Origin of the sequence: Solibacillus sp. FSL W7-1464, assembly GCF_038004425.1 — a bacterium.
Lineage (GTDB): Bacteria > Bacillota > Bacilli > Bacillales_A > Planococcaceae > Solibacillus.
In genome coordinates, this window is record NZ_JBBORC010000002.1 from 17,247 (window position 1) to 40,906 (window position 23,660).

At 35.3% G+C, this 23,660-nt stretch carries 26 protein-coding genes; 16 read left to right on the forward strand and 10 right to left on the reverse strand.

Going from position 1 to position 23,660, the window contains the following annotated elements:
* Positions 1-2 precede the first annotated feature (2 nt).
* The 8 genes from MKZ25_RS19705 to MKZ25_RS19740 all read left to right on the forward strand — a co-directional run bounded on the left by MKZ25_RS19705 (position 3) and on the right by MKZ25_RS19740 (position 6,541).
* Entirely contained in the window at positions 3-1,034 is a 1,032-nt protein-coding gene (locus MKZ25_RS19705; RefSeq protein WP_340803082.1) for a bifunctional lytic transglycosylase/C40 family peptidase, read from the forward strand.
* Positions 1,031-1,585, forward strand: a complete 555-nt coding sequence (locus MKZ25_RS19710; RefSeq protein ID WP_340803083.1) for a hypothetical protein — start codon at positions 1,031-1,033, stop codon at positions 1,583-1,585. Before MKZ25_RS19705 ends, MKZ25_RS19710 begins: the two co-directional genes overlap by 4 nt.
* Positions 1,582-1,998, forward strand: a complete 417-nt coding sequence (locus MKZ25_RS19715; protein WP_340803084.1) for a hypothetical protein — start codon at positions 1,582-1,584, stop codon at positions 1,996-1,998. The genes MKZ25_RS19710 and MKZ25_RS19715 overlap by 4 nt, the downstream gene beginning before the upstream one ends.
* Positions 1,995-3,542 carry a VirD4-like conjugal transfer protein, CD1115 family gene (locus MKZ25_RS19720; RefSeq protein WP_340803085.1) on the forward strand — a complete coding sequence of 516 codons (1,548 nt, stop codon included), beginning with the start codon at positions 1,995-1,997 and terminating at the stop codon, positions 3,540-3,542. The genes MKZ25_RS19715 and MKZ25_RS19720 overlap by 4 nt, the downstream gene beginning before the upstream one ends.
* Positions 3,543-3,553: 11 nt before the next feature.
* Positions 3,554-4,390 carry a conjugal transfer protein TrbL family protein gene (locus tag MKZ25_RS19725; RefSeq protein ID WP_340803086.1) on the forward strand — a complete coding sequence of 279 codons (837 nt, stop codon included), beginning with the start codon at positions 3,554-3,556 and terminating at the stop codon, positions 4,388-4,390.
* Between the two features lie 16 nt (positions 4,391-4,406).
* Positions 4,407-4,760, forward strand: coding sequence for a hypothetical protein (locus MKZ25_RS19730; RefSeq protein ID WP_340803087.1), 354 nt, complete (start codon positions 4,407-4,409; stop codon positions 4,758-4,760).
* A gap of 96 nt (positions 4,761-4,856) precedes the next feature.
* On the forward strand, positions 4,857-5,036 hold the full coding sequence (locus tag MKZ25_RS19735; protein ID WP_126992091.1) for a hypothetical protein: 180 nt from the start codon (positions 4,857-4,859) through the stop codon (positions 5,034-5,036).
* Positions 5,036-6,541, forward strand: a complete 1,506-nt coding sequence (locus MKZ25_RS19740; RefSeq protein ID WP_340803088.1) for an ArdC family protein — start codon at positions 5,036-5,038, stop codon at positions 6,539-6,541. The genes MKZ25_RS19735 and MKZ25_RS19740 overlap by 1 nt, the downstream gene beginning before the upstream one ends.
* Before the next feature lie 71 nt (positions 6,542-6,612).
* Here the strand turns inward: MKZ25_RS19740 and MKZ25_RS19745 are convergent, their stop codons facing one another.
* Entirely contained in the window at positions 6,613-7,731 is a 1,119-nt protein-coding gene (locus MKZ25_RS19745; protein ID WP_340803089.1) for a hypothetical protein, read from the reverse strand.
* Between the two features lie 640 nt (positions 7,732-8,371).
* Between MKZ25_RS19745 and MKZ25_RS19750 the strand changes: the two genes are divergently transcribed.
* From MKZ25_RS19750 to MKZ25_RS19760, 3 genes are all read left to right on the forward strand, one after another.
* Positions 8,372-8,581 (forward strand): hypothetical protein, encoded by a 210-nt coding sequence (locus tag MKZ25_RS19750; protein ID WP_340803090.1) that lies wholly within the window; start codon positions 8,372-8,374, stop codon positions 8,579-8,581.
* A gap of 21 nt (positions 8,582-8,602) precedes the next feature.
* Entirely contained in the window at positions 8,603-9,085 is a 483-nt protein-coding gene (gene radC / locus MKZ25_RS19755; RefSeq protein WP_340803091.1) for a RadC family protein, read from the forward strand.
* A gap of 123 nt (positions 9,086-9,208) precedes the next feature.
* Positions 9,209-9,538, forward strand: coding sequence for a helix-turn-helix domain-containing protein (locus tag MKZ25_RS19760; RefSeq protein ID WP_340803092.1), 330 nt, complete (start codon positions 9,209-9,211; stop codon positions 9,536-9,538).
* Positions 9,539-9,626: 88 nt separating this feature from the next.
* Here MKZ25_RS19760 and MKZ25_RS19765 read toward each other — a convergent pair whose 3' ends face one another.
* The 4 genes from MKZ25_RS19765 to MKZ25_RS19780 all read right to left on the reverse strand — a co-directional run bounded on the left by MKZ25_RS19765 (position 9,627) and on the right by MKZ25_RS19780 (position 12,571).
* Positions 9,627-10,346, reverse strand: a complete 720-nt coding sequence (locus MKZ25_RS19765; protein WP_340803093.1) for a DUF5677 domain-containing protein — start codon at positions 10,344-10,346, stop codon at positions 9,627-9,629.
* Between the two features lie 122 nt (positions 10,347-10,468).
* Complete coding sequence (locus MKZ25_RS19770) at positions 10,469-10,735, reverse strand: AbrB/MazE/SpoVT family DNA-binding domain-containing protein (protein WP_340803094.1); 267 nt, start codon at positions 10,733-10,735, stop codon at positions 10,469-10,471.
* Positions 10,736-10,752: 17 nt separating this feature from the next.
* Positions 10,753-11,652, reverse strand: a complete 900-nt coding sequence (locus MKZ25_RS19775; RefSeq protein WP_340803096.1) for a hypothetical protein — start codon at positions 11,650-11,652, stop codon at positions 10,753-10,755.
* 121 nt (positions 11,653-11,773) lie between these two features.
* Positions 11,774-12,571 carry a hypothetical protein gene (locus tag MKZ25_RS19780; RefSeq protein WP_340803097.1) on the reverse strand — a complete coding sequence of 266 codons (798 nt, stop codon included), beginning with the start codon at positions 12,569-12,571 and terminating at the stop codon, positions 11,774-11,776.
* 173 nt (positions 12,572-12,744) lie between these two features.
* Here MKZ25_RS19780 and MKZ25_RS19785 point away from each other — a divergent pair, with 173 nt between their 5' ends.
* The 3 genes from MKZ25_RS19785 (at position 12,745) to MKZ25_RS19795 (ending at position 15,879) form a co-directional block, all read left to right on the forward strand.
* Positions 12,745-13,638 carry a tyrosine-type recombinase/integrase gene (locus tag MKZ25_RS19785; RefSeq protein ID WP_340803098.1) on the forward strand — a complete coding sequence of 298 codons (894 nt, stop codon included), beginning with the start codon at positions 12,745-12,747 and terminating at the stop codon, positions 13,636-13,638.
* Between the two features lie 98 nt (positions 13,639-13,736).
* Positions 13,737-15,602 (forward strand): Dam family site-specific DNA-(adenine-N6)-methyltransferase, encoded by a 1,866-nt coding sequence (locus MKZ25_RS19790; RefSeq protein WP_340803099.1) that lies wholly within the window; start codon positions 13,737-13,739, stop codon positions 15,600-15,602.
* A 13-nt stretch (positions 15,603-15,615) separates the two neighbouring features.
* Complete coding sequence (locus MKZ25_RS19795) at positions 15,616-15,879, forward strand: hypothetical protein (protein WP_340803100.1); 264 nt, start codon at positions 15,616-15,618, stop codon at positions 15,877-15,879.
* Between the two features lie 39 nt (positions 15,880-15,918).
* Here MKZ25_RS19795 and MKZ25_RS19800 read toward each other — a convergent pair whose 3' ends face one another.
* From MKZ25_RS19800 to MKZ25_RS19810, 3 genes are all read right to left on the reverse strand, one after another.
* Positions 15,919-17,976, reverse strand: a complete 2,058-nt coding sequence (locus MKZ25_RS19800; RefSeq protein ID WP_340803101.1) for a hypothetical protein — start codon at positions 17,974-17,976, stop codon at positions 15,919-15,921.
* A gap of 85 nt (positions 17,977-18,061) precedes the next feature.
* Positions 18,062-18,478 carry a hypothetical protein gene (locus MKZ25_RS19805; RefSeq protein ID WP_340803102.1) on the reverse strand — a complete coding sequence of 139 codons (417 nt, stop codon included), beginning with the start codon at positions 18,476-18,478 and terminating at the stop codon, positions 18,062-18,064.
* The gene (locus tag MKZ25_RS19810) at positions 18,471-19,277 is read right to left on the reverse strand and encodes an AAA family ATPase (protein WP_340803104.1); all 807 of its coding nucleotides are present in this window, start codon (positions 19,275-19,277) and stop codon (positions 18,471-18,473) included. The genes MKZ25_RS19805 and MKZ25_RS19810 overlap by 8 nt, the downstream gene beginning before the upstream one ends.
* A 174-nt stretch (positions 19,278-19,451) precedes the next feature.
* Between MKZ25_RS19810 and MKZ25_RS19815 the strand changes: the two genes are divergently transcribed.
* Together MKZ25_RS19815 and MKZ25_RS19820 are read left to right on the forward strand one after the other, a co-directional pair.
* A complete protein-coding gene (locus MKZ25_RS19815; RefSeq protein ID WP_340803105.1) occupies positions 19,452-21,041 on the forward strand; it encodes an ATP-dependent nuclease in 1,590 nt (529 codons plus the stop codon).
* Positions 21,038-21,160: a hypothetical protein gene (locus MKZ25_RS19820; protein ID WP_340803106.1), complete on the forward strand. Its 123-nt coding sequence runs from the start codon at positions 21,038-21,040 to the stop codon at positions 21,158-21,160. The genes MKZ25_RS19815 and MKZ25_RS19820 overlap by 4 nt, the downstream gene beginning before the upstream one ends.
* Before the next feature lie 44 nt (positions 21,161-21,204).
* Here the strand turns inward: MKZ25_RS19820 and istB are convergent, their stop codons facing one another.
* Positions 21,205-21,978, reverse strand: a complete 774-nt coding sequence (gene istB, locus MKZ25_RS19825) for an IS21-like element helper ATPase IstB (protein ID WP_340800556.1) — start codon at positions 21,976-21,978, stop codon at positions 21,205-21,207.
* 1 nt (position 21,979) lies between these two features.
* Positions 21,980-23,509, reverse strand: a complete 1,530-nt coding sequence (gene istA / locus MKZ25_RS19830; protein ID WP_340800555.1) for an IS21 family transposase — start codon at positions 23,507-23,509, stop codon at positions 21,980-21,982.
* Positions 23,510-23,660 lie beyond the last annotated feature (151 nt).

Consider the following 23,660-nt stretch of genomic DNA (forward strand, 5'->3'; position numbering starts at 1 on the left):
CGATGAAATTTTTAATGGCGAAGCTTTTATTTTCACAAGGTGGTCGGAAGTTGTTGTGGCTTGTATTTGCACCGTTCTTTTTGTTTTTCATCCTCATTTTAGCTTTTGTTGCAGAGGATATGAAGCCACCAACAGGGCAATACACCATCGGCAGCCAACTGTCGCAAGCTGTTTTGCAGTATGAGGAAATAGTGCACGGTGCACTTTTAGAATATGAGTTAGAAGAGCATACACCATTAGTGCTTGCCATTATGATGCAGGAAAGCGGTGGTACAGCTTCACTCGATGTGATGCAGGCGAGTGAGTCCATTGGATTGCCACCGAATACGATTACAGATCCCGTTTATTCCATTGAAGTTGGTGTTGCACATTTTGAAAAGGTACTCGCGAAACGAGAGCGCTTAGGCGTCGATTTAGACACAGCCATTCAAAGCTATAATTACGGTTCGGGTTATATGGATTTTGTTGCAGCCAATGGTGGTAAGCATTCAGCAGCATTAGCCCAAACGTTTTCAGAGCAGCAAGCTGATAAGCTCGGTTGGTCGAGCTATGGTGACCCTGAGTATGTCGCTCACGTGAAGCGTTATGTTGGAACGATGCGAGAGGGTGAAGTCATTGACATTGCAAATGCCTCGGCAAATTTTCAAGTCGTGTATGAAACGATGGTTCAATTTGACGGTTATCCGTACACGTTTGGCGGGATGAGCCCGACGACGTCCTTTGATTGCTCCGGCTTGATGATGTGGGCATTTCGGAAAATTGGTGTGAATTTACCTCGTACTGCTCAGGAACAATACAATGTGTCGCAAAAAATTACGGCTGATGAATTGCAGCCCGGCGACTTCATATTTTTCACCGGCACGTACAATGCAGGCAGACCCGTGACCCATATCGGTATGTATGTGGGGAATGGCAAAATGTTTGATGCGAACGGTGGTGGGATTGGTTTCACCGATTTAAATGATCCGTACTGGCAGGCGCATTTATACGGTTATGGTCGTGTCGTTAATTTTGCGGGAGGTGAGGGAGGATGAGGCAAGGGATTGTTTTCGGCGTACTGTTACTCATCATTTTGATATTAGCAGGTTCCGTCGTTGTTTTTGTGAATGATAAGCAAGCTTTAAAGGAAACGATTGAGCGAAAGAATGAGGAACTGGAGGCACTCACTTTAGAAAATGAAGAGCTTTCGGCGGTTACAGGCTTTCAAGTTACAGGCGAGGAAGTACAGTTTGTCGAAAAGGTATTTAGCGTTTATTTGAACTATGACAATGAATCGTATGTGACCCGTTTTAATGAAATGTCAAATTTTGTCGAATTAAGTGTACTGAACAAGCTCAAAGGTGCATCCTCTCTTGCAGCACCTGTTGTGAAAATGAAAAATGAGCTAGAAGAAGTGCAGGTTTATATGAATCCAGCCGTGCCTCATACGTTTTTAGTGTATACGACGACGAATTACTATTTAGACGGTGCGCTTGTGAATCATGGCAGTCAATTGTATGAGGTACAAGCTCTAAGAGACGAGGAACGGTACGTGATTGGTGAATTTAAAGTTATTGGCAACATGACGGAGGTAGACGGTGTATGAAGAAACTTCTTTGGTTTCTCGTTAGTTTCCTTCTCTTTGAAGTGGTTATTATATTTTTCGTTGATTTAATTTTATTGCTAGGTGAATTGAAGCTCGCTATTACGACAGAGGCGCTGTTTGTGAGTATAAAAGAGGTTTTGTTTCATCCAATCCAAACGATTGAAGGCTATGTGACGAATAGAAATCCTTTATTCATCTTGTTAACGCTCCTAAATTTAGTGTATAGCGCCTTTATTCAAATTCGGCGTAAACAGAAGAAAGAGGGCTGGGATATTCACGAGAAAAATGCGTATCACGGCTCGGCACGTTGGGCGAAGGAGAAGGAAATATTAGATGGCAATTTTATTGCAAAATCAGAGAAGGATGTACGTGAAACATTTTTACAGTCACTTAAAGGGCGTGATGTAAAGTGAATGGCACTATTTTAGGTATTTACAATAAAAAAGTGTTAATCCAGCCAAATGAATCAAAGCCGAACCGAAATATTATGGTCGTTGGTGGACCTGGGAGTTATAAAACGCAGTCCTTTGTTATGACGAATGTTTTATATGAAACCGAGAACAGCATTGTCATAACAGATCCAAAGGCTGAGGTGTACGAGAAAACGGCAGCGATTAAAGAGGCACAGGGCTACGAGGTACACGTCATTAATTTTATGAACATGCAGGCGAGCGACCGGCATAATCCACTTGATTATGTGCGTAAGGAAACGCAGGCGACCACAGTTGCGACGAAGATGGTTGATAGTGCCAATAAAGACGGTAAGCGAGACGTTTGGTATTACTCGCAGCGTGCACTCTTAAAAGCACTCATTTTATACGCTATTCATGAATTAGAGCCGAAGCACCGCAATATGCGTGGGTTATTAGAGTTTTTGCAAACGTTTGATACCGAGGATGGTCACGGGGACAGTGACCTCGACAAACAATTTTTACAGCTTGATTTTAAGCATCCAGCAAGACGAGCTTACGAGCTAGGTTATAAAAAAGCGAAGCAGGAAATGCAGGGCAGTATTATTGTGTCGCTCCTTACGACCATTTCTGACTACATTGATAGCGAAGTGGCTGAATTTACGAGTTTCAGCGATTTTCATTTGATGGATATCGGGCAGAAGAAAATGATGCTGTACGTCATTATTCCATTGATGGACCAGTCGTGGCAGAGCTTAGTGAACTTGTTCTTTAGTCAGTTATTTAATGAATTGTACGAGCTAGCAGCACTGCACCATGCGAGATTGCCACGGAACGTGAACTTTATTTTAGATGAGTTTGTCAATCTCGGGAAGTTTGATAATTACGAGGAATTTTTAGCAACGTGTCGTGGTTACGGCATTAGTGTTGCGACGATTATTCAAACGATTTCGCAGCTTCAGGATCGTTACGGCGATAAAAAGGCAGAGTCCATTTTAGGGAACTGCGGGATTAAATTATGCTTGAACGCTGCCAATCGGACAACGGCTACTTATTTTAAGGACTTGCTTGATAAAACGACCGTTAAAGTAGATACAGAATCTGAATCGAAGCAGTATGGTAAGGAAAATCGGACGAGTAGCATGAGCGAAAATGAGAGCTTTGCTGCACGTGATTTAATGACAGCAGGGGAAATTATGCAAATGCCGGCTGATATGGGCATCATTTTATTTCAGCATAAGCCACCAATTCAAGTAAAGAAAGCCTTTCAGTTTCAATTGTTCCCTGGTGTAACGGAAAAATATGAGGTCAGTCAGTTTGGCTATCATGCAAAGCCTTCAGCAGAGCAACTACAAAAGTTGACGCTCGCTCAGCAAGCATTTGAGGAAGATATTGCGAAAAAGGCAGTAGCGAAGCAAACTGAGCAGGAACAGTTAGAGAAGGACTTTTTCGGCTTTGAAGTCGTGGAGCAGGAGGTCACATTTGAGAGTGCAATGGAGGAATTAAACGGTGACTTAAATATTTCAGGAAGTGAGCCTAATAAATGAGGTGAGCTGTAGTGAATTTCATTCAAGATAAAGTTATGGATATGTTAAATGAATGGTTAAATGATTTACTGACAGCGGTTTTTAAGTTTTTAGCAGAGGTGCTATTTAACCATGAGGCGCTCAGTGGCTTGTTTTTAGATGTGTATCGCATTTTTGCTGTTTTTGGTGGTGTGTTACTTGTGGCGATTGTGCTGTTTCGAATATTGAATGCCATGTTAAATGAAGCGACCAATAATGAAAGTAATATTGCTGAAATTATCGTTAGTGCATTAAAGGCAAGCGTCATGGTGTTTTTATTACCGGTTATTTTGTATTTTGTGGTGAAAGAAATTCTGTACCCATTAATGGAGTATATGTTTGTTGAAATTGCTGGCAGCTCCTCAGACATCATTACGAATTCAATTGAATCTTCCATGGTCGTAGATGTGTTTGGATCGGGCACGATGGCAATTACGTTACTGCTACTATTTTTAGTTGTCGTGTTTATCGTTTTCACGTTCAAAATTTGCGTGTACCATGTGGACCTCATTATTTTAGAGATATTTAGTGTCTTTGCAGCGATTACCATTGCGACTGAAAACTATGATTTTAGTGAAGTGTGGTGGCGTGAATTTTTAAGCCAGATTGTTAGTATCGTGACGCAAGTGCTACTCATGGCAGCCATTGTCCAGTTGCTCGCTAACTTTGATAGTTGGTACGACTTCATGTTAATCATCGGTTGCGGTGTATTAATTATTCGTGGTCCTAGTGTACTTCGTTCTATGTGGTATTCAAGTGGAGGTGCCAAAGGAGGGATTTCTCTTGGAAAGTCAGCTACCCGTATTTCGATGATGCGACTTTTAAAATAGATAGGAGGCTAAGGTGATGAAGTGGATGCGTGTGTTGCCTATTATATTATTAACGTTTTTATTAGTAGCTTGTGGGGATAGTCAATTGAATTTAGAGGGTGAATGGGATGCAAACGGATCTGATGGTGTAGCAGGTTCTTTTGATTTTAAAGACAATGATTTGTTAACAATGGATTTTGGAGCTATGAAATTTTCTTATGAATGGGAAGTAGAAGGAAATCAATTGCATATTGTTGATAAAAAAGATGGAGAAGTAAAAAGAGATTATTTTTATGAAATTGAACAGCAAGATAAAGATAATGTTACTTTGTATGAGCTAGATGAAGACGGTAAGCGAGTGGAAGGTGCAACGATTAAGCTTAGTAAATAAAATATACTTGATAAAAGTATAAATAACAAAAGTAGAAATATATACCTTTCAAAAGTGGAAATTTCTACTTTTGAAATAAAGAAGGAGGTTGGAGAAATGTATCGACGTGAAGAAGTGGAGTTTAGTGATAAGCCGATTTACCGTGATAAGCGTGATTTACTGACGATTGTAGAAGTACCAGATTTACTTTCATACGACATTGTTGCGTATTTAGAAGTGCCATTTGAAAACGAACAGCGTTATGTGCCTTTATATCAAAAGCGAGGTGAGGCGTAATGCCTTTACGACCTAACTCATATGAGGAACGTACAAAAGAGCTTACGACAAGGCTTGAAGAACAGCTGACGCAATTTGCGAACCAAGCTGAATTTAAGCGGTACTTAACTTTCATGGCAAGTATGCGCCAGTATTCGGTAGATAACCAAATTCTCATTTTTATGCAAAATCCGAAAGCCACTTATGTTGCTGGCTTTCAAGCATGGAAAAAGCATGAGCGTTATGTAGAAAAAGGGGAGAAGGGTATTCAAATTCGTGCCCCTATTTTTGAGCAGCAGCCAGTACTCGACCCGAAAACAAAGCAACCTGTTTATGAAAACGGCGAGCTAAAGCTGGAGAACGTCTTAGTTCGATATAAATGGGTAACGGTTTTTGACATTGCCCAAACAGCAGGAGAGCCACTTAAAACGACTAGAGATTTTGTAAATGAACGATTTCAAACCGATGAGGATGCCCAGAGGCTATACGATCAGTTTAAACATTATTTAAACCAATTTAAGCAGTTGCATGTTGCGGAGAAGACATATTCGATTCATGAAGAAGGGCGTGGTTACTTTGTGCCATCGACCAATGAAATTATCATTAATGCGAGTGAACATAATCCTGTTGCTAAATTAAGTACGCTTATTCATGAATTTGCTCATGCTCAGCTGCACGGGCGTAGCGGTGATTATCGTGAAGCAACACGTGCCCACAAGGAGGCGCAAGCAGAATCGATTGCCTGTGCGACAATGGCGTATTTAGGCTTTGATACGAGCCATTTTTCATTAGGATATATTGCAACATGGGCAAAAGATACGGAATTAATGCGAAAGGCGTTATTTGAGATTCAGGCGACGCTTGAAAAGACGTTAGCCACGCTAGATGTTGTGCTATACCCACAACTGTATGAGCAATTAGAACAAATCATTCAGGAACCAAAACTAGAAAGCAAGGCGGTTTCATTTGAGCGGTTGGCCAAACATTTACCAGCCCTTTCTTATGTAAAAGCGCCTAAAATTGCGATTGAAGTATTTGATGCACGTTACAATGGCTTTGAAATCGCCAAGTACGACCGTCAAACGAAGCATTTAATGGACGAACGAGGAGAAGTCATTAATGAAGGCATGCTAAAAGATAAGGTCATTTTACTGATGAATGTGATTGACCCGCAACCAACAGCAGCGATGATGTATGAGAGCTTTTCAGAGCAATTCGCGTTGCGTGAAGTGCATATGCCTAAGCCAGTCATTGAGCTGTATCATAAGAAAACGGATGCACCGATTATTGGATTTAGCGAAGTGCGAGAGGCAAAAGCATCGTTTCTCCATGCAGCTGCATCTGAAAATCAGACGGTGAGGGCTTATGTGTATGGGAAGGACGAGCTGAAGCATTTTAAGCCGGTGTTGGAGGGGGAAAGGGAGAGAATTGAGCGTGTGCAAAATCGAGAACGAACAGGAGACTTTGAAGAACCAGATGAATCAATTCCTAAGAAACGATATCAGACGAAGCTTTCAATGGATTAATTGTTTTCTTAATAGAGCCTTTAACTAATTAATTTGGTTAAAGGCTCGTTTTTTAAATTAAGTAATAAATTTTAATCAGTCCAGGGAAATGTTCTAGGGGTACTCATTTTATGATCAACTTGATTTATCAGTTTTTGATTTATTTTAAGTTTCTCTGTAACAATCTCACTTGATAAGATATTTTTTTTAATGTATCCATCAAGTAATAATGAAGCAAAACATTGTGCTTCAACAGTTTGTAATCTCTCAAGGTCAAAAGGTATTGTTCCATAACTATGGGCAGCTTCATTTCTAAGGTCAAAGAGTTTATAGTAGAAATCTATATATGTAGTTTTACCTTTTACGAATTCGTCATCCGGATTTATACCAATTTCATTAATCCACTTTCGTTTATGTTCTAAAAAACGGTTTGCTTTTTCTTTGTTAGGGGGTTTACCTATTAATGCCTCGACACAGCGGCAAGCTTGAACAATAGCTGATTCAAAATCAGATATTATATTTGCTTGCTCCCAAATTTTTGGTTCATGGCTTGGATGTTTTTTATATGGGAATCGATTTAACTCGCATATCAAACAACAATAATGTGTTTGCATAGATGTATAAAAGTTACTTATGGCAGTATATGCTTTATCATCACGTAAAAGTAGCTCTATAATTGGAAAAAAGCTAGATAAGTCAGAGAGTTTCAATATATTACCATTCAATAAGCAGTGCCTGTCTAGTTCATCACAATCGTATATTTCTTGTTCTGAAATTGATTTATTAGAATCAAAATAATAACACCATTTATAATCTATTTCCATATTATGCTCAAAATCCGTTGAGTAAGCATATGCTAATTGAATAACTCTTCCGCTATTCTTCCAAAAGTTTTTTTCTTTTACACGAATAGAAACTTTAGAAACCAACGCAGTATATGTATCTTTAGTATGTGTCCATAAAAATAATTCTTCATCATCCCAGCCCATTAAATGTACAAAATCATTAACTTTAGGTTTAAAACTATTTTCAAATTTTATTCCTTGTATGAAAGCATAATTGCAAACTTCATTTGGAATATCGATAGGGTAATATTCATCTAGAAATGCCTGCTTTTTGTTGCTGTATTCATTTAATTCTTCGATAAATTGAGCTAGGGTGCTTTCTAAATTATTAGCAATAATATTTTCTTTGTTTGATTCACTGGTCATATATACACCTCATATCATAAATATTTAAATCTCTATAAGTACTTATTTATACATTTTGATTATTTTCCCTTTTTTAATGATAAATTTTGCGCCTACACTACCCCTTCATCACAAGCAAACGACGCTTTGTGTGAAGAGGTACGTGTCGCTTTGGCATTAAACGCTCCGATAATTACTCGCTGTAAGTGCCTAACAGCGAGTAGATTCCTGTACCGTTTACGGCTAGGCCGCCATACCAAACGAGGCGAAGATCAAAATCTAATAACAAGACAAATCGGAAGTGACTGTTACGGCAGTCACTTTTATTGTGAGCATTTTTTCGATTTCTTTCGCCATACGCCCAAGCAACAAGATCGTTTGCTTGGGCTTTGCCATTTGCGTTCAACTGTCGGCAATCAGCGTGGCAGATTCTGCCTACCACACTGCTATCCGAGTTTCACCTCAAAAAGCAAGGACCGTCAAAATTTTTTGCTTAAAACGCTACCGCTACAAAAATTTTTGAGCTATTGCTGGGGCAATTCCTTGCTTTTTGATTGCTGCAAATAGCTGCATGGCATAGCCAAGAAATCGGAAAAAATTCAGCCTTCCGACTTCGTGATTGCGGCTAAAGCAATCAAAAAAATCTAAGGAGGGACTTCAAATGATTCGAGTAGACCATTGGACGAATGGTATTTGGCACGTTACGAGTAGTCGTTCCACACATTTTATTGAAGTTGTCAAAGTGATGGGACATTGGCAAGAAGATGCTCCAACAGATATGTTTACGATTTTCAAAGATGGTGAGATGAACCAGTCCTATGTGAGAGGTTTTACCAATGCAATTGCTTATGCCAAAGGGATTGTAGAATAAAAAATCTAAGGAGGAAACATCATGACAAATCCTAAAAATGACACACTGCAACCGATTTATGAGATTGTGAAAATTAAAGCCGAGCGTCGTAAACTGCCAAAGAAATATTTGTCGGAAAACCTTACAGATTATACAGTTCGTAGCCCTCAAGACTTTGCTAATATTGCCATGAAATTTATTGGGGACGAGGATAGAGAAATCTTTTTAGTCGCTTGTTTATCAACGAAAAATCAAATTCAATCTTTACACCGTTGTCATATAGGTTCACTAAATGCGAGCATCGTAACACCACGTGAAGTATTTAAAACAGCATTCTTACAAAATGCAGGTAGTATAATTGTCGCACATAACCACCCCAGCCAAAATTGTACACCAAGCCCAGAGGACATTGATGTTACCGAGCGTTTAAAGCAGGCAGGGGAGCTGTTAGGTGTGGAACTTCTCGACCATTTGATTGTTGGCGAAAATAATTTTATTTCATTAAAAGAAAAAGGTTATATGTAAAACAAGAGAGGCGTACACATCGTACGTCTCTTTTCAATTAACATGAGATAGGGAAAGGTATTATAAGCAAAAAATCGCGTCGCCTTGCGTGCAAGGCGACATTATATAGAGGATGTGACGACAATGGAGTACGAAGCGTTTAGTAAAGATTATCTCGCTGAAAATTTGAAAAATCTACGGATATACTGTGGTTTCAAAACATTTGAAGTAGCAGACTTTTTAAATTTAACATCATCAGCATACGGTTACTATGAAATAGGAAGGTCGATTCCACCATTAGCAAAATTGATTAAGCTGGCTTTACTTTATGGTGTGACTGTTGAAGATTTGGTACGGAATCCAAATGAACTCATGGCACATATTGAAAGGGAAAGAAAATTAGCTGATATTAAACGAGAACTGAATTTGACGGAGGAGCAGCTATTTTTATTTAGATGTATTTTGGATAATTAAAAATTCCACCTAACAAAAGTAGAAATTTCTACTTTTGTTAGGTGGGTTGATTATTAGGATGCTGAAAATAGCACTATTTATAGGGGAATTAGATTTTAATTGTAAAATCTGTAGAAATATTAAACGACGTAAATTGATCGTCTAAATTATAATGTTTTACTAATAAGTTTAAAATATCACAAAAGGCTTTTATTGCTACATAAATCACCTCGGTATTATCGTGTTGTTCATTCGTTTGAAAGTTTCCCCCAGTTTCTAAAAACTTTGATATAGCGTCATTACTATGGACTTCACCGCTATATTTCATGTAGAAGTAGCCAAATTCATTTTCATTGTAATAACTAAAGAGTCCCGAAATACTGTTTATTCCTTTTCCTCCGTACCATTTATATTTATCTTTTGATGCGTAGAATTTTTGGTGTTTATATTTTATTTTCATCTCTTTATTTTCTTCTGGGGTGTAGAGAGATTTTAAATCGTGATACAATTTCTTTGCTTTTTCGTAAATATTCAATCTTAATTTGAAATTAGCTAATTGAAAATCCTTTGCTCTATTTAAAGAATTTTCTTCTAAAATATATTTCATGTATATTAGTTTCTCTAAGATATTTCTACACAGACTATAAGTACCATGTATTTTGTTGTTATTAGTTAACAAAATTAGAGAATCCAAGTCGTAAAAAGCATTACTCGATAAAAAAACTAGAGTTGAGTCTAATTTAGATAATTGTATTTTGCTTGTTAAAGCCTCATTATAAATGTTGTAATGACTGCTCTGTAATTCAGTTAGCATTTCAGTCGTATCCATCTAAATATACACTCCTTTTTAAATAAATTTATTTGATGCATATCTTATTCGGAAAGATTTTCAAATGAGAAAGCAGATGAAGCTACAGTTATGGCTTCACCTGCTTATTTCTGTATTGAAGGTTATTTTCTTTGTAAAGTATCTAGCAGTATTTCGGCACCCTTTGGCGAGAGGGTGATGTTATTGAATAGCGTAAAGTTTTCTGATGTAATTTCTTCTGTCACGATGCAAGCTGCTTGTGGCTCGTATTTACGCAAAATGATTTCCTCACCCTCGATAAAAATCTCAACAGGGTCCTTCTCATTGATTTCAAGCGTTCTTCTTAACTCCATGGGGATGACAATACGCCCTAGTTCATCAACTTTTCGTACGATGCCAGTTGACTTCATATGTGACTCCTCCTAAGTTATTTCTTATTGCCGTTATTTTTCAAAAGCTCTTCTAAACGACTTTCATAAGTACCACGAATACGATCATTTTCAGCCTGTAACTCGGTGATACGAGCGTTATATGTATCGAGCTGGGTTTGTAGTTTCTCCTGATATTCGCGCTCAGCCTTCACGATGGCACGTTCTAATGCAAGTTCATGACGTTCTTGGAGCAGGGCAGTGGCTTGCTCAGATTTTGCCTTTTCGTCAGCTAGTGCTTTTTCAAGTGCTGTTACTTGGTCGGCATTGGCCTTTGCTTCATTTGTAGCAGCAGCTAGCGCCTTTTCAAGTGCTTGCTTTTCAGTAGCTGCCGTACGCAGTAGTGCCTCTTTTTCCTCTGTGAAGGCAATCTTTATTTTTTCATTTTCCTCAGCGTAACCTTGATATTTTGCAACAAGTCCTGTTAACGAATCGTTTTTTTCTTTATACTCTGCGATAAGGAGTTGGCTGTTTTCTGTTGAAAGGCGACCCTCCTCTAACTGTTTTGCCTGCTCTGCTTGAACTGCCGTAAGTTCTTGTTTTTCCGCTTGAAGGGTCTGAACAGTTTGCTTTGTTTGCTGTAATTTTTCTTGAAGCTCTAGCATTAGTTGTTCTTTCTTTTCAAGTTGCTCTGAAACTTCACGTACAGCATGATCCTTAAAATAAATAGACTGTTGCACCATGCCTACTACTAATTCATAAATACGTGTAGTATGAAGTTCAAGTTCCGTTAAGTTCCGAGAGTATTCAGGAGCATTTGTTTGAAGTGTTTTAACTTCATAATTAGCTAGAGCATTTTGGAACCATTCTTTTGATGAAAGTCCACTTGTTTCAATTAAGAGCTTTGCACGTTCATAATCTTCATCGCTTACTTTAAAACCAAATGTTTTATCTGCCATTTGAATCCCTCCGAGTTAACTAAAAAGTATTGATATATTAAGGGTTAACTGGTTAACCTTATTAAATTAGTATTCTCTATATTATTCTATTTACCTCTTTATTTATGAATTTTAGACATTTCTATGTTTCTTGTTTTTCTAGTAGTTCATAAACAGTATAGTGAACCGGTTCATTACCATTAGAATAGCGTATTATGCGATATTTTAAATTCTCGGTCTTATAGACAGAAGTGGTTTCATTCAAGTAATATTCCAAAATTAAAGGTTGATCCTCGGTAATTGTTTTTAATGAAGCAGAATCAATTAGTTCATGGTCATAGATTAACTTGTAATCTACAGAATTGCTACGACTGAATAATGGTAATAAGATTACAAGACAAATTATAAAATCAACAACTGAAAATATAAGTGCTTGTATTAGAAATTCAGTTGTTAGAATCGCAACTGTTTTTGTTTTTAAATGACCTATTGCAAGAGTAGTTAAAATTGCGTATGTAAACAGGATGGTCAAATGTATTTTATATTTTTCATTCAGGCTAAATAATTTTGGGTATGGCGGTAGAATCACTATATGTTTTGTACACCATTTCCAAAGTGAGATAACTTTGCTCATCAAATAGATTGCGAATATTAGATAGATAAATGAATAAATCGCAGTAAATCCAATATATTTGTAGCCGAGAAAAGCAAAGTAATAGGCTGATACAATAATTAATGGGATGATATAAAGAAATGTCCCAATTAACTGTTTAATATAAATGATAGAACTTTTATTACGAGGGACTAATTTACGATCAAAGGCAGTGTAATTATTTACGCTAAAAAGCGCAAATAAAGCAGGCACAATAATTCCTAGAACTGCTAAGATTGCAATCATTTCATTTTCTAAAAATGATAAAATAAAAATCAAACCTTTCAATTTGTGGTACCTATATTTTACATTTCAGAAAGAAGTTTGACTAATAATATCTCAGGCATTTCCTTTCTTTCAACCTTAAAAAATAATCGTTATTTAAGGTTGATTATGTTATAATAAAACAAACGTCAGTTCGTGTACAGAAGTCAACTTTTTTATGAGAGGAGGATATTTGAATGGAAGAAACATTGTTCTCTTTGCAGCAATATAAAATGACGAAGCAAAAAGATGAGACTCTGCAGAAAATCCAACAACAGAAGCTGGCACAATATCAATCTGACATTAAACAGTTCCAGGTGTTTTGCGATGAACATTTATTAAAGTTAGATTTTGACTCGTTAGAGTTATATCTCCATCATTTAATTACACAGCAGCAAGTTCGGTTGTCGACATTTAATCGACGCTTAGCCGGTGTGAAGTACTGGTTAGTGCATGAATATGGATTTCAATTTACCTCAGAGCACGATACTAGTATCAAATTATTACGTAGTTTATATAATCAAGAGGAATATTTGCGCTTAAAGCCCATGCGGGGGAAGAGTGCTGAAAAGCAAAGCGATGTGCTACGTCTTATTGATCGTTATGATACGGAAAAAAAAAGCGATATTCGCAAACGTGCGATTTGTTTAGTGAACCTTATTACAGCCAATCGTCCATCTGAAATGGTGCGCCTAAAAGTGAGTGATTTTGATTTAGACAATCGCACGGTGCAGGTGATGATGGTGAAGCAAGGTGAAATGAAAGAAAAACGCCTGACGCTAGAGTGCGTGCAGGCGATTCGAAAGTATATCGCCGCGTGTGCCTTGCAAATGAACGATTATTTTGTTGGCGCAGCGGATAAATGGGGTAATCATACGAGTCGACAAATTAGTGAAGTGAGCTACAACCAAGCCATTCAAAGCTGGCTAGGCTTTGCGCCGTACACGTTTCGTAAAACACAAATTACGGCGATGTATCAAAAAGGTGCCGATATACCAACTATCGCAAAGCAATCTGGCCATAAATCACATCAGACGATTATGGAACATTATATTAAGTTGAAGACAGATGATGTTGATGGATATTTATAAATTCTATTACTATATTAACTTGTATTAAATGTTGCCTAATTAATGTTAAGATTACTTAGATAAAAAAGTTTTATTTTTAAATGAGGAGTTATTACTAAATGTTAAATAAAAATGAAGTATATATGATGGATTGCATCGAAGGAATGAAATTATTAGAAGATAATTCAATAGATATTATTGTGGCAGATCCACCCTATAATCTTAGCAAGGGGGGTAATTGGAGTTGGAAAAATGAAGGTGATTTAAAAGGTTTTGGAGGCAAATGGGATAAAGTAATGCAAAATTGGGATGACATGCCGTTATCTGATTATTTTACATTTACTCTTAATTGGTTGAGTGAAGCGAAAAGGGTTTTAAAACCAACAGGATCACTTTGGGTATTTGGAACGTATCATAATATAGGTATAATCAATTTTGCCATGCAAATTTTAGAAATAGAGATTATAAATGAAGTTATTTGGTTCAAGAGAAACAGTTTCCCAAATTTGTCAGGTCGTAGATTGACAGCTAGTCATGAAACAATATTATGGGCACATACGGGATCTGCGAAGAATAGAGATTATTATTTTAATTATGAAATGTCTAAAAATCATGATTATGATAGCGACTTGATTAAACAACCTTTGAAGCAAATGAGAACAGTTTGGGATATTCCGAATAATAAAAAGAAAGAGGAATTGTTATTTGGTAAACATCCTACTCAAAAAGTAGAAAAAGTGATTGATAGAATAATAAGATTATCAGCTAAAGAAGGAGATGTTCTTTTAACTCCTTTCTGTGGGGCAGGTACAGAGTGTGTAGTAGCTAAAAAATTAGGACTAGATTATATTGCTTTTGAATTAGAAGAAGAATATGTAAATTTAAGTAATACGAGGTTACTTAATACGAAAAAAGGTAAAATCGAACTGATAGAGTCAAAAGAATTAGTTAGTAAAGGTAGTAAAAAAAATAATATTGAATCAGTTGATCTAAAAGAAAGTAGTGTTGAAGAATCTTTAATTCAAAATGAAAGTACTGAACAAATTAGTCTAAGTTTAGGTTTTACAAATGAGGAGATTACTCCAATAAAGAAAAAAAGAGGTAGACCTAAAAAAAATTCACAAAATGATTCAGAGTCAAATGCTGAAAAAAAAAAGAACAATGTTAAATTAGAACCCATTCCAGCAATTTTAAAATGGACTGGTAGTAAAAGAAAACAAGCAAGCCATATAGTTCAAGAAATCCCTATGGGAATGAATCGCTATATTGAGCCTTTCTTTGGAGGAGGAGCAGTCTCTTATTTAGCAGCAGATAAAGTAAATAATGTCTGGGCGAATGATTTATATGCACCATTAATAGATTTTTGGCAGTTAGTACAAAATCAACCGAATGAACTTATAGAATTGTATGAAAGAGAATGGATGTTATTACAAGAAGATTTCCCTAATCATTTTTACAATGTGAGAGATAGATTCAATTCCAATCCTAACGGCATAGATTTAGCCTTCCTTACTCGTACATGTGTAAATGGAATTGTTCGATTTAATAAAGAGGGGGAGTTTAACAATTCTATTCATTTATCAAGAAGAGGTATGAAGCCAAGTAATTTTGAGTCTATAGTGGAGAAATGGCATTTAAAACTTCAAAAATTCCAATTTACAAATTTAGATTACAGAGACGTTCTAGATCAGGCTAAGACTGGGGATTTAATTTATTTAGATCCACCTTATGCTGGAAGTAATAACCGTTACATTGCAGATTTAGATGTAGAAAGTTTATTTTTAGAGTTAGATAAATTGAATTCTAAAGGTGTAAAATGGATGTTATCTTTTGACGGGAAACGTGGCGAAACAGATTTAGAATATCCAGTACCAGAAGATTTATATAAAAATAAACAGTTTTTATCGAATGGTAAATCTACTTTAAATCAAGTATTAAACGGTACTAACGAAGAAGTGTTAGAAACATTATATAAAAATTTCTAAGGAAGTTATTTGAATGAATAGAGAAGCTATTAAAAATCATTTGAAAATAATATTAAGCGAACAAGAAGATGGGAAAATTTCATCTAAAGAAGCTTATATTTTATTGATTCAACGAATGGATTTATCAGAAAATGTTTTAAATGAGCTTTATATAGATAAAAAGGGATATACTAAATCTAAATTCAAAGTAAAAGTACAAGCTGCTGTTGAGTCTTTGAGGAAGGAAAATATTCTTTTAAGAGGAGGGCAAAGAGGGGTTTGGAAAATAAATAAGTAAAGAATCACCTAGATAGCAAGCGTTATCTAGGTGATTCTTTTATATTGGTTTATAAATTTTAAGAGGTAAGTGTGAGTTGTCCATTGTTTCAAATAAAAATTCTGCAAATTTATATGCAGCCATATTGGCTGTGAAGATGTGCATTACTGAAACTGTTTTTTTAATTTCTAAAGCAAAAATTAGCTGCGAATTTGAATGCTGGAATAAAGTCGGAGATGAAGAATATTCTACGTTGAAATCGTTAGTAAATAGATAAGCTACAGCACTAAATACTTGGAAATCATCAATAGTCATTTGGCCGTGAATATTTTTCCATCCATTTGCATCTCTAATTGCGGTATAATCACGGTTCATCAAGTTTTTTAAATAATTTATCATACCAATTCCGACATTAGCTTCTTGAGATTTCATTAAATCATTTTTAATACCTTTAGATTCTATTAATAATAAGGTGTCTATAGAATTGTATAGTAATTGATAAATGTGATCAGGTCGCTTTGTGCCTTCTTCTGATACCCTATTCATGGATGTCCATCGATATTCTAAGTTATTCTTTAAAAGAGATACTCCACTCCAGTCTCCGCCTGGAGGGTTGCATACACTTTCAAAATGATTACCGATATATGCAAAAAGTATATGTAGCGACGTATCAACATCATGTTCTCCTACAATCTTAGGGAAGTAAGATATTGGAGTTGTATTTTTTTTCTTCTTTTTAGAAGTGAACCAATGTTCCTTTAAGTAAGTATTATACTTAAAGTGTTCATTATCTCGGGTAGATGATTCAACTAAAATTGCATCAGAAAAAGCAAAAATGGATTGCCATAAGCCGTTAGTTTTATTTAAGTGCTCCGGCTTTGAATCTAATTGTTGCCACTGAATAGGTAAAGCAGGGCCAAATATTAAAGTTAAAATATCCGTATTAGCTAACATCTTTGCGAAGGGTGGTAAACCTCGATCGGGTCGGGAATCATCTCCTCTAGGTTTAAATCCATTTATAGTACAAATCACCAAATCTTCTTCTTTGTAAATCCAACTGATAAAGTCTTTACTAATTTTATTCGGATATAGTTCTTGGCAAATAAAATCAGCAACTTCTTGTCTATTTTCAGCAGGAACAAAAGTTAGAGGAAGAGAATCTTTAGAAGCTATGCCATACGAGTAATCACTTAAAAATTCGATTAATCTAAATATAGGAGTACGATGCTTTAAGGAAAAATTCTCAAAAGTTTTAGCAGCCATTTTCTTTTTCCAAGGTATTTTACGTTCTTTTATTACTTGAGCAAGTCCACTATATGGATTTTCATGTTGAAAAACGTATGTATAATCATTAGATGTGAAATTTTTACCGTTTTCATCGTGACTTCTTAACTTTAAAAACAGTATATTTTTTTTATAAATATTTTGTAATTCTTTATCGTAATTTTGTTCTGTTATTAATTTATAGAGGTATAAACTAAAATCTTCAATACCATAGCAGTCTGAATAATAATTTTGGATAGTTGAATCTGCTTCAGGTGCATTATCATATACAATTAGGGAAGGTGCAGCCATATTTATTGTATTTAACGTAAATGACAAGGATAATGCTGGGTTAGGTAACCGCGTAGAGAATTTATCTAGGGATCTCTCTTTACCTTTTTTGAACTCTTTTCCGCCTAAATGAACTATATAAAAATATGGGATTCCTGCGGCTGACAATGAATATGCTCTACCACTTCTTTGCCATGTGTTATTTCCAGCAGGGAGTGCTGCACTGAATTCCATAGAAGTTAAAATTTCCTCATCATCTTTACCATAAACTCTTGTAATTATTGCATCTGCGCCTTCTTTTAATGGACCGCCATTATTTAAAACAAACTCAGTGTAAATATCTTTATCCCATCTAGCAGCACTAGTTCCAGGAATGAAGGTGAAAATATATTGAGATGTATCAGTTAAGATACAGAATCGTGGCGCAGAAATATTTTCAATATTATACTGTTTAGTTAAAGTTATATTTGCCAAATAAAATCCTTTTAAAATATATTCAAAAGCACGAGAACATTCTACAATATTGTCTCCATAAATATTGAAATATAAAGTATTAATGGTCATTTTATCACTCCGTTCCTATATATGTATATTTTACCATAAAAGGAACGGTTTTTTTGAATTTTGAAATTATTTTAAAATATAATAATTATTTCTCTTCATGAAACGCTTCAACCATAAACTCAAACTGACGCTGCTGGCGATCCGTTAGCTCGTTCTTCACATAACTATCAATCAGCTTTTGCAAAATCACGTACGTTTTCCCTTCGTCCATAAATGAACCAAGTAAATTGATTTCACTGTGAATGACAGTAGGAACCTTTAAACTTTTTGTGCTGTTAGATTTCCCAACGCCAAGCTTTTTACGTGGCTGAGCTGGCTCAATTTTTGTTACTTCTTTTTCAACAACCACAGGAGTAGGTGTTTCAACGGCTGCTACTGGCTCGTCCTGTTTTACAGGGGCAGAGTAGCCGAAATCCATATCATTTTTCTTTACTGGAATTGAAGGCTGCATGATTGTCGGCTTTTTCTTTTTCTTAATTAAACCGCCTTTTTCATTACTCATACTTACCAGCCTCCTCAAACTGAGCTAATTTCTCCTCAAGCTCATCAATTACGTCTAGGAACACTTGGTGTGCTTTGCGGTCGTGCATATCGTTGTCTGTAATTCCTGTTACGTCCCAAGCTTTTAAGCGTTCTAAGTGTTTGATGACATTTTCCATCACGTTGTCCTCACCGAACATTTCTTTCGCACGTTCGATTGTCGACATATCTACGCGACCACCTGGACGAAGTAATACTGGTAAAACGCCAGCTACTTGAATATCTGCATCATAATTGTCGGCCATGAATTGCAAGTATTTTACGTACGTTTCAGCACCTTCAAGCGATAGCTCCTGAGCTTGCAGGATAATTAAAACGTAATCTGCAGCCATCATCGCATTATCCGAGAAGTCGCTAATTGTTGGTGGTACGTCAATGAAGATGTAGTCGTACTCATCACGAACCGGATCGAGTAGCTTCTTTAAATACGAAACTTGGTCGATTTCTTCTTTTACATTGGCATATAAAAATTTCGGGAAGTTTTTGAACGATACTTGTGCCGGAATCATATGCAGGTTATCCGTCACTTCTACGATGCACTCTTTTAATGAGCCGTTCTGGAACCCTTCAAAAATACTTGTGTTAATTTCTGTTACACCTGTTGAACGTGCAATTAATGTACTCGCATTTCCTTGCGGGTCCATATCGACTAAAAGTACCTTTTTCCCACGTGCCATTGCTAGCTCCCAGCTCGCCATAACCGACACTTTTGTCTTACCCACGCCACCTTTAAAGTTCCCTACTACGATTGTTATCGCCATTTCATCATCTCCTCATAGATATATATTTTCGAACTTATCATTTAATAACTAAAGTATAACTTATAAAAAGATACTTTGCAAAAATCTTCTTTGCAAATTTCTACTTTTAAAATTAACATATTATGTATTTAAATAATCTGTATGCTAAAATATGGTTAAAAAAGGGGTGACATAATGATAAAATCTGTGAAATTACATAACTTTAAAAAGTTCAAAGACATTACAATAGATTTTCAAAAAAATAGAAACATTTTAATTGGAGAAAATGGGGTAGGAAAGTCTTCAATTTTATTAGCTATTTCAGCTGTCTTAAGTGGAAGTTTTTCTATGATAGAAAAAATAGGATTACAAAAATTATTTAATATAGAAGTAGTAGAAAAGTATATGAATGGAACCAAAAAGTATGAAGATCTCCCTTTTGTAGAAGTCGAAATTTTCCTAGATGATGATATTGGAAATTTTGATATTAACGGAAAAAATAATTCGTTAGGAAGGGAATTAAACGGTTTAAAAATGGTTATTCAGCCTAACGATGAATACTCAGATGTTATCAATGAATCTTTAAAACAAACAAATATTTTTCCATTTGAGTATTACTCAGTTGATTTTCGAACTTTTGCTGACAAACAATATAATAGCTACCGAAAATACGCGAGTTATATAAATCATTCGTATTTAGATAGCTCAAAAGTAAATTCCACTTTTGCTATGAAAGACTATATTAATAAGGTATATGAAGGGAATACAGATAGAGCTACTCGTTTTAAAATTAATAATAGCTATAGAGATAATGCACAAAAATTTTCAGATAAACTGTATTCGGATTTTTCATTACCTAAGATAAATGATTTAAAGATTAAATTAAATACATCTCAAGGAAACATGTTCCAAGAACATATAACAATTGAAAAAGCAGGTATTCAAATTGAAAATTTTGGACAAGGAGAAAAAATATTTATTAACACCGATTTTTTACTCTCCAATAATTCTAATAAAAACGACATAGTTCTAATTGAAGAACCAGAGAATCACTTAAGTCATGTGAATATGCATAAACTAATAGATAAAATTATTTCAACGGGTATTCAAAAGCAAACATTTATTGCTACACATAGTAATATGATCACGTCTAGATTGGATTTACAAAACGCCATATTTATAAGTGAAGATAGTAAGGTAACTAAATTACATGATTTAAAAGCAGAAACCGCAAAGTTTTTTGAAAAAGCGCCAGACAATAATGTATTAAATTTTATTTTAGCGAAAAAGGTAATATTAGTGGAGGGTGATGCAGAATACATATTATTAAATGAATTTTTCAAGCATTTAGTTGGTGAAGAATCTTATAAAAAAGATATAACCATAATTTCTTGTGGTGGAAAAACATTTAAAAGATATTTGGAAATTGCTAATTTATTAAATAAAAAAGTAGCAGTTATTACAGATAATGATCATAATTATGATGGAAATATTGAGAAAAGTTACGTTGATTATCAAAATGATAGGATCAAAGTTTTTGCTGACGAAGATAATTTAAATCATACATTTGAAGTTTGCTTATACAATAACAACTTAGAATATATTGAGACATATATAGCAAAGCCACAGATGTCTAATGGTGTTTTAAACTATATGTTAAACAATAAAGCAGAAGCAGCTTTTCGATTACTTTGTTTATTAGTAGAAGAATCACAAGATTATTCAATAAACCATTTCAACATTCCAGAATATATTAAAGCGGCAATAGGGTGGATTAGTGAATGATTAATAAAAAAGTAATTAATGCTGTAGCTGGTTCTGGAAAAACTACTTTAATAATAGATAAATTAGATTTGGAAAAGAAAACATTAATTTTAACGTATACTACTGTAACCGTCAAGTAGAATTAAACAGTTTTTCACAAGTAAGTTTCAACAGTTTTCACCAATTAAGTTTCAACAGTTTGATGTTGGAATAAAGCCTTTCTATATTTCATTCGAATACTATCTGCCTCTTTGTCAAATGTGATAATCTCACTTCGATGAAGTAAGCGATCCAAAATAGCGGTTGTTAATGTTGGGTCTCCTAAAAACTTCCCCCATTCTCCTGGACCTTTGTTTGATGTCAATATAAATGCAGCTTTATCATATAAATCATAGATAAATTGAAAGAATAAGTTAGCTTCCTGAGCTTCGTATGTCATGTACATCACGTCATCAATGATAATCAAATCAGATGTAATAATCCGCTTGTAACGAGTTTTCGACTTGTTGGTATATTCTTTTGTTTTTAAAACATACATGAGTTGGCTCATGGAGATAAAGGATACTTGGTATCCTTTCTCCACGGCGTGTATTCCTAAAGCGATCGACAAATGCGTTTTACCAGCTCCAGTTGGGCCCATCATAATTAATGTGAAATATTCTTCAACCCAATTCAATTCTTTTAGAACATTAAGTTGTTTTTCTCCTATTGCTGATTGTTCATTCAAGTTATATTCTTCAAAAGTTAACTTCTCTGGAAACTCAGCCCACTTCATTAATCTCTCATTATTCTTTTTCTCTCTACAGTTCAATTCGTAACTCAAGATTTCGTGAATCAATTCATGATAAGTCCAATTCTTTGATTCCGCTGCTCGCATTAGATTCGGCAACTCTTTTGCTGTCTCAGCCAGACGTAGGGTGCGACATTTGTCTTGTAATAATTCGAAAGGATGGGTCATATTAATCTCTACCTCCAGCTAAGACTTTTAAATAAATATCTTCAGATCGTTCTGGCGCAATCAAATCCTTATATTTCTGATTCAGTTCAATAGCCGAAGGAGAGCCTTTTTGGCTCTGTATAGATAGAGAGTTGGCAATATCCCGAAAATCATTCGCACTTGTCATATTGAGTTTTTTCACCTCTTCTAATGCCTGATCACAATGATTAGGGTAAACCTTTATTGCTTGTTCAAGTACTTTTAATTGATCAGTTAAATGTCGAGGGTATCGCTCTTTTAATTGATGTATTAACCACTGAATATTTTCTTTATCTAAAAATACATCTTCGATTTGTTTGATTAATAATTCTCGTTTAGATGTTCCGTATTCTCGATGGGAAGGGTCAGAAATAACACGACCTCGTTCACTAGAAATTTTATGTTTTGCTAATATTGAGCCAGTTTGCTTTAATCGAATAATTAACCAACCATCATCTTCTTGAACATATGCAATATTAGGCGCATCTCCTCTGAATGTACCTTTTGGTACACTATATCGATTTCCGCCAAAACGAATGACATTGTCCTTTTGTATACTTCTTGTTATACTAGAAGCGAGAATATTCTCGAAAATATAGGTACCAGAGACTTTCTTTAAGTGTTGCTTTTCGAGGGCGTGCACTTCAGAAGGTCTCTTTTTCGTATTATGATGTACCTTATAGTTTCCTGTTCGTTTGAGCCAGGCATGACAAGATTGATTCCAATCTGTGATGTTACCAAATACACGATGTTTACTGAAGTTATTTTTGATAAACTTAACGACTTGTTCGATTTTTCCTTTCGACTCCGGGTCGCTTTTTCTACAAAGATATATATTAAATTGCCGTGTTTGATGGTATTTGGTAAATTCCGATGTCATAATTAAATCACCTGCATTTTCACTTACTGCTAATAACGCATCCTGATCATAAACAATTTCTTCAGAAATTCCCCCGAAATAATGGAAAGCACTCTCATGCATTCGAATGACATCAGCTGTACGAAACGGACGATCTAACCACTCCGCATATTTATACCTTGAATGAGAAAGTATAAAAGCAATGAAGTACAAACGCTTATTATGACCATCTTTATCCTTTACCACTGTTTGACCAAAGTCTACCTGTATTTGTTTTCCCATTGGTAGTTCTGGAACAGTGGCATATGTACGTTGAGTCAAAACTTTCGGGATATGATAACGATCTCTTAATTCATTTAAGTAATTCCGAACGGTATTTTCAGCGACCTCTTTAAAGTTGAATTTCTCCTCCAACCAATCATAAACCTGTGCTCCTGATAAATCAGGATGTTCACGTAACCATTCAAGTATTTCATCATGAAACTGATCCAATTTTTTCTCCCTAGTCCGTAAGGAACTTATGAACTCTTCAAATTCCTCAGTCGTCATATTCAAATAATCTATGACTGTATTTCTTGATATATTTAACTTTTTTGCAATTGCACTTTTTGAGAATCCCTCTTTATATAATCGGTGGATCTCTATATAATTCATAAACCTGTTCACTCCTAATTCCTCACCTTCAATAAACTTAATATAAGTATATTGAAAGAATGATAGTTTTTGGATAACTGTTTAATCTTATTTGGGGAATTCTGTTGATTTCTATTTGTGGAAAACTGTTAACTCTAGTTTAGCGTTTACA

Excerpts from the sequence above, each read along its gene's own strand:
- MKZ25_RS19705 (WP_340803082.1), top strand. The coding sequence starts at position 3 with ATGAAATTTTTAATGGCGAAGCTTTTATTTTCACAAGGTGGTCGGAAG.
- MKZ25_RS19710 (WP_340803083.1), top strand. The coding sequence starts at position 1,031 with ATGAGGCAAGGGATTGTTTTCGGCGTACTGTTACTCATCATTTTGATA.
- MKZ25_RS19715 (WP_340803084.1), top strand. The coding sequence starts at position 1,582 with ATGAAGAAACTTCTTTGGTTTCTCGTTAGTTTCCTTCTCTTTGAAGTG.
- MKZ25_RS19730 (WP_340803087.1), top strand. The coding sequence starts at position 4,407 with ATGAAGTGGATGCGTGTGTTGCCTATTATATTATTAACGTTTTTATTA.
- MKZ25_RS19735 (WP_126992091.1), top strand. The coding sequence starts at position 4,857 with ATGTATCGACGTGAAGAAGTGGAGTTTAGTGATAAGCCGATTTACCGT.
- MKZ25_RS19740 (WP_340803088.1), top strand. The coding sequence starts at position 5,036 with ATGCCTTTACGACCTAACTCATATGAGGAACGTACAAAAGAGCTTACG.
- MKZ25_RS19745 (WP_340803089.1), bottom strand. The coding sequence starts at position 7,731 with ATGACCAGTGAATCAAACAAAGAAAATATTATTGCTAATAATTTAGAA.
- MKZ25_RS19750 (WP_340803090.1), top strand. The coding sequence starts at position 8,372 with ATGATTCGAGTAGACCATTGGACGAATGGTATTTGGCACGTTACGAGT.
- radC (WP_340803091.1), top strand. The coding sequence starts at position 8,603 with ATGACAAATCCTAAAAATGACACACTGCAACCGATTTATGAGATTGTG.
- MKZ25_RS19760 (WP_340803092.1), top strand. The coding sequence starts at position 9,209 with ATGGAGTACGAAGCGTTTAGTAAAGATTATCTCGCTGAAAATTTGAAA.
- MKZ25_RS19765 (WP_340803093.1), bottom strand. The coding sequence starts at position 10,346 with ATGGATACGACTGAAATGCTAACTGAATTACAGAGCAGTCATTACAAC.
- MKZ25_RS19770 (WP_340803094.1), bottom strand. The coding sequence starts at position 10,735 with ATGAAGTCAACTGGCATCGTACGAAAAGTTGATGAACTAGGGCGTATT.
- MKZ25_RS19775 (WP_340803096.1), bottom strand. The coding sequence starts at position 11,652 with ATGGCAGATAAAACATTTGGTTTTAAAGTAAGCGATGAAGATTATGAA.
- MKZ25_RS19785 (WP_340803098.1), top strand. The coding sequence starts at position 12,745 with ATGGAAGAAACATTGTTCTCTTTGCAGCAATATAAAATGACGAAGCAA.
- MKZ25_RS19790 (WP_340803099.1), top strand. The coding sequence starts at position 13,737 with ATGTTAAATAAAAATGAAGTATATATGATGGATTGCATCGAAGGAATG.
- MKZ25_RS19795 (WP_340803100.1), top strand. The coding sequence starts at position 15,616 with ATGAATAGAGAAGCTATTAAAAATCATTTGAAAATAATATTAAGCGAA.
- MKZ25_RS19800 (WP_340803101.1), bottom strand. The coding sequence starts at position 17,976 with ATGACCATTAATACTTTATATTTCAATATTTATGGAGACAATATTGTA.
- MKZ25_RS19805 (WP_340803102.1), bottom strand. The coding sequence starts at position 18,478 with ATGAGTAATGAAAAAGGCGGTTTAATTAAGAAAAAGAAAAAGCCGACA.
- MKZ25_RS19810 (WP_340803104.1), bottom strand. The coding sequence starts at position 19,277 with ATGGCGATAACAATCGTAGTAGGGAACTTTAAAGGTGGCGTGGGTAAG.
- MKZ25_RS19815 (WP_340803105.1), top strand. The coding sequence starts at position 19,452 with ATGATAAAATCTGTGAAATTACATAACTTTAAAAAGTTCAAAGACATT.
- MKZ25_RS19820 (WP_340803106.1), top strand. The coding sequence starts at position 21,038 with ATGATTAATAAAAAAGTAATTAATGCTGTAGCTGGTTCTGGAAAAACT.
- istB (WP_340800556.1), bottom strand. The coding sequence starts at position 21,978 with ATGACCCATCCTTTCGAATTATTACAAGACAAATGTCGCACCCTACGT.
- istA (WP_340800555.1), bottom strand. The coding sequence starts at position 23,509 with ATGAATTATATAGAGATCCACCGATTATATAAAGAGGGATTCTCAAAA.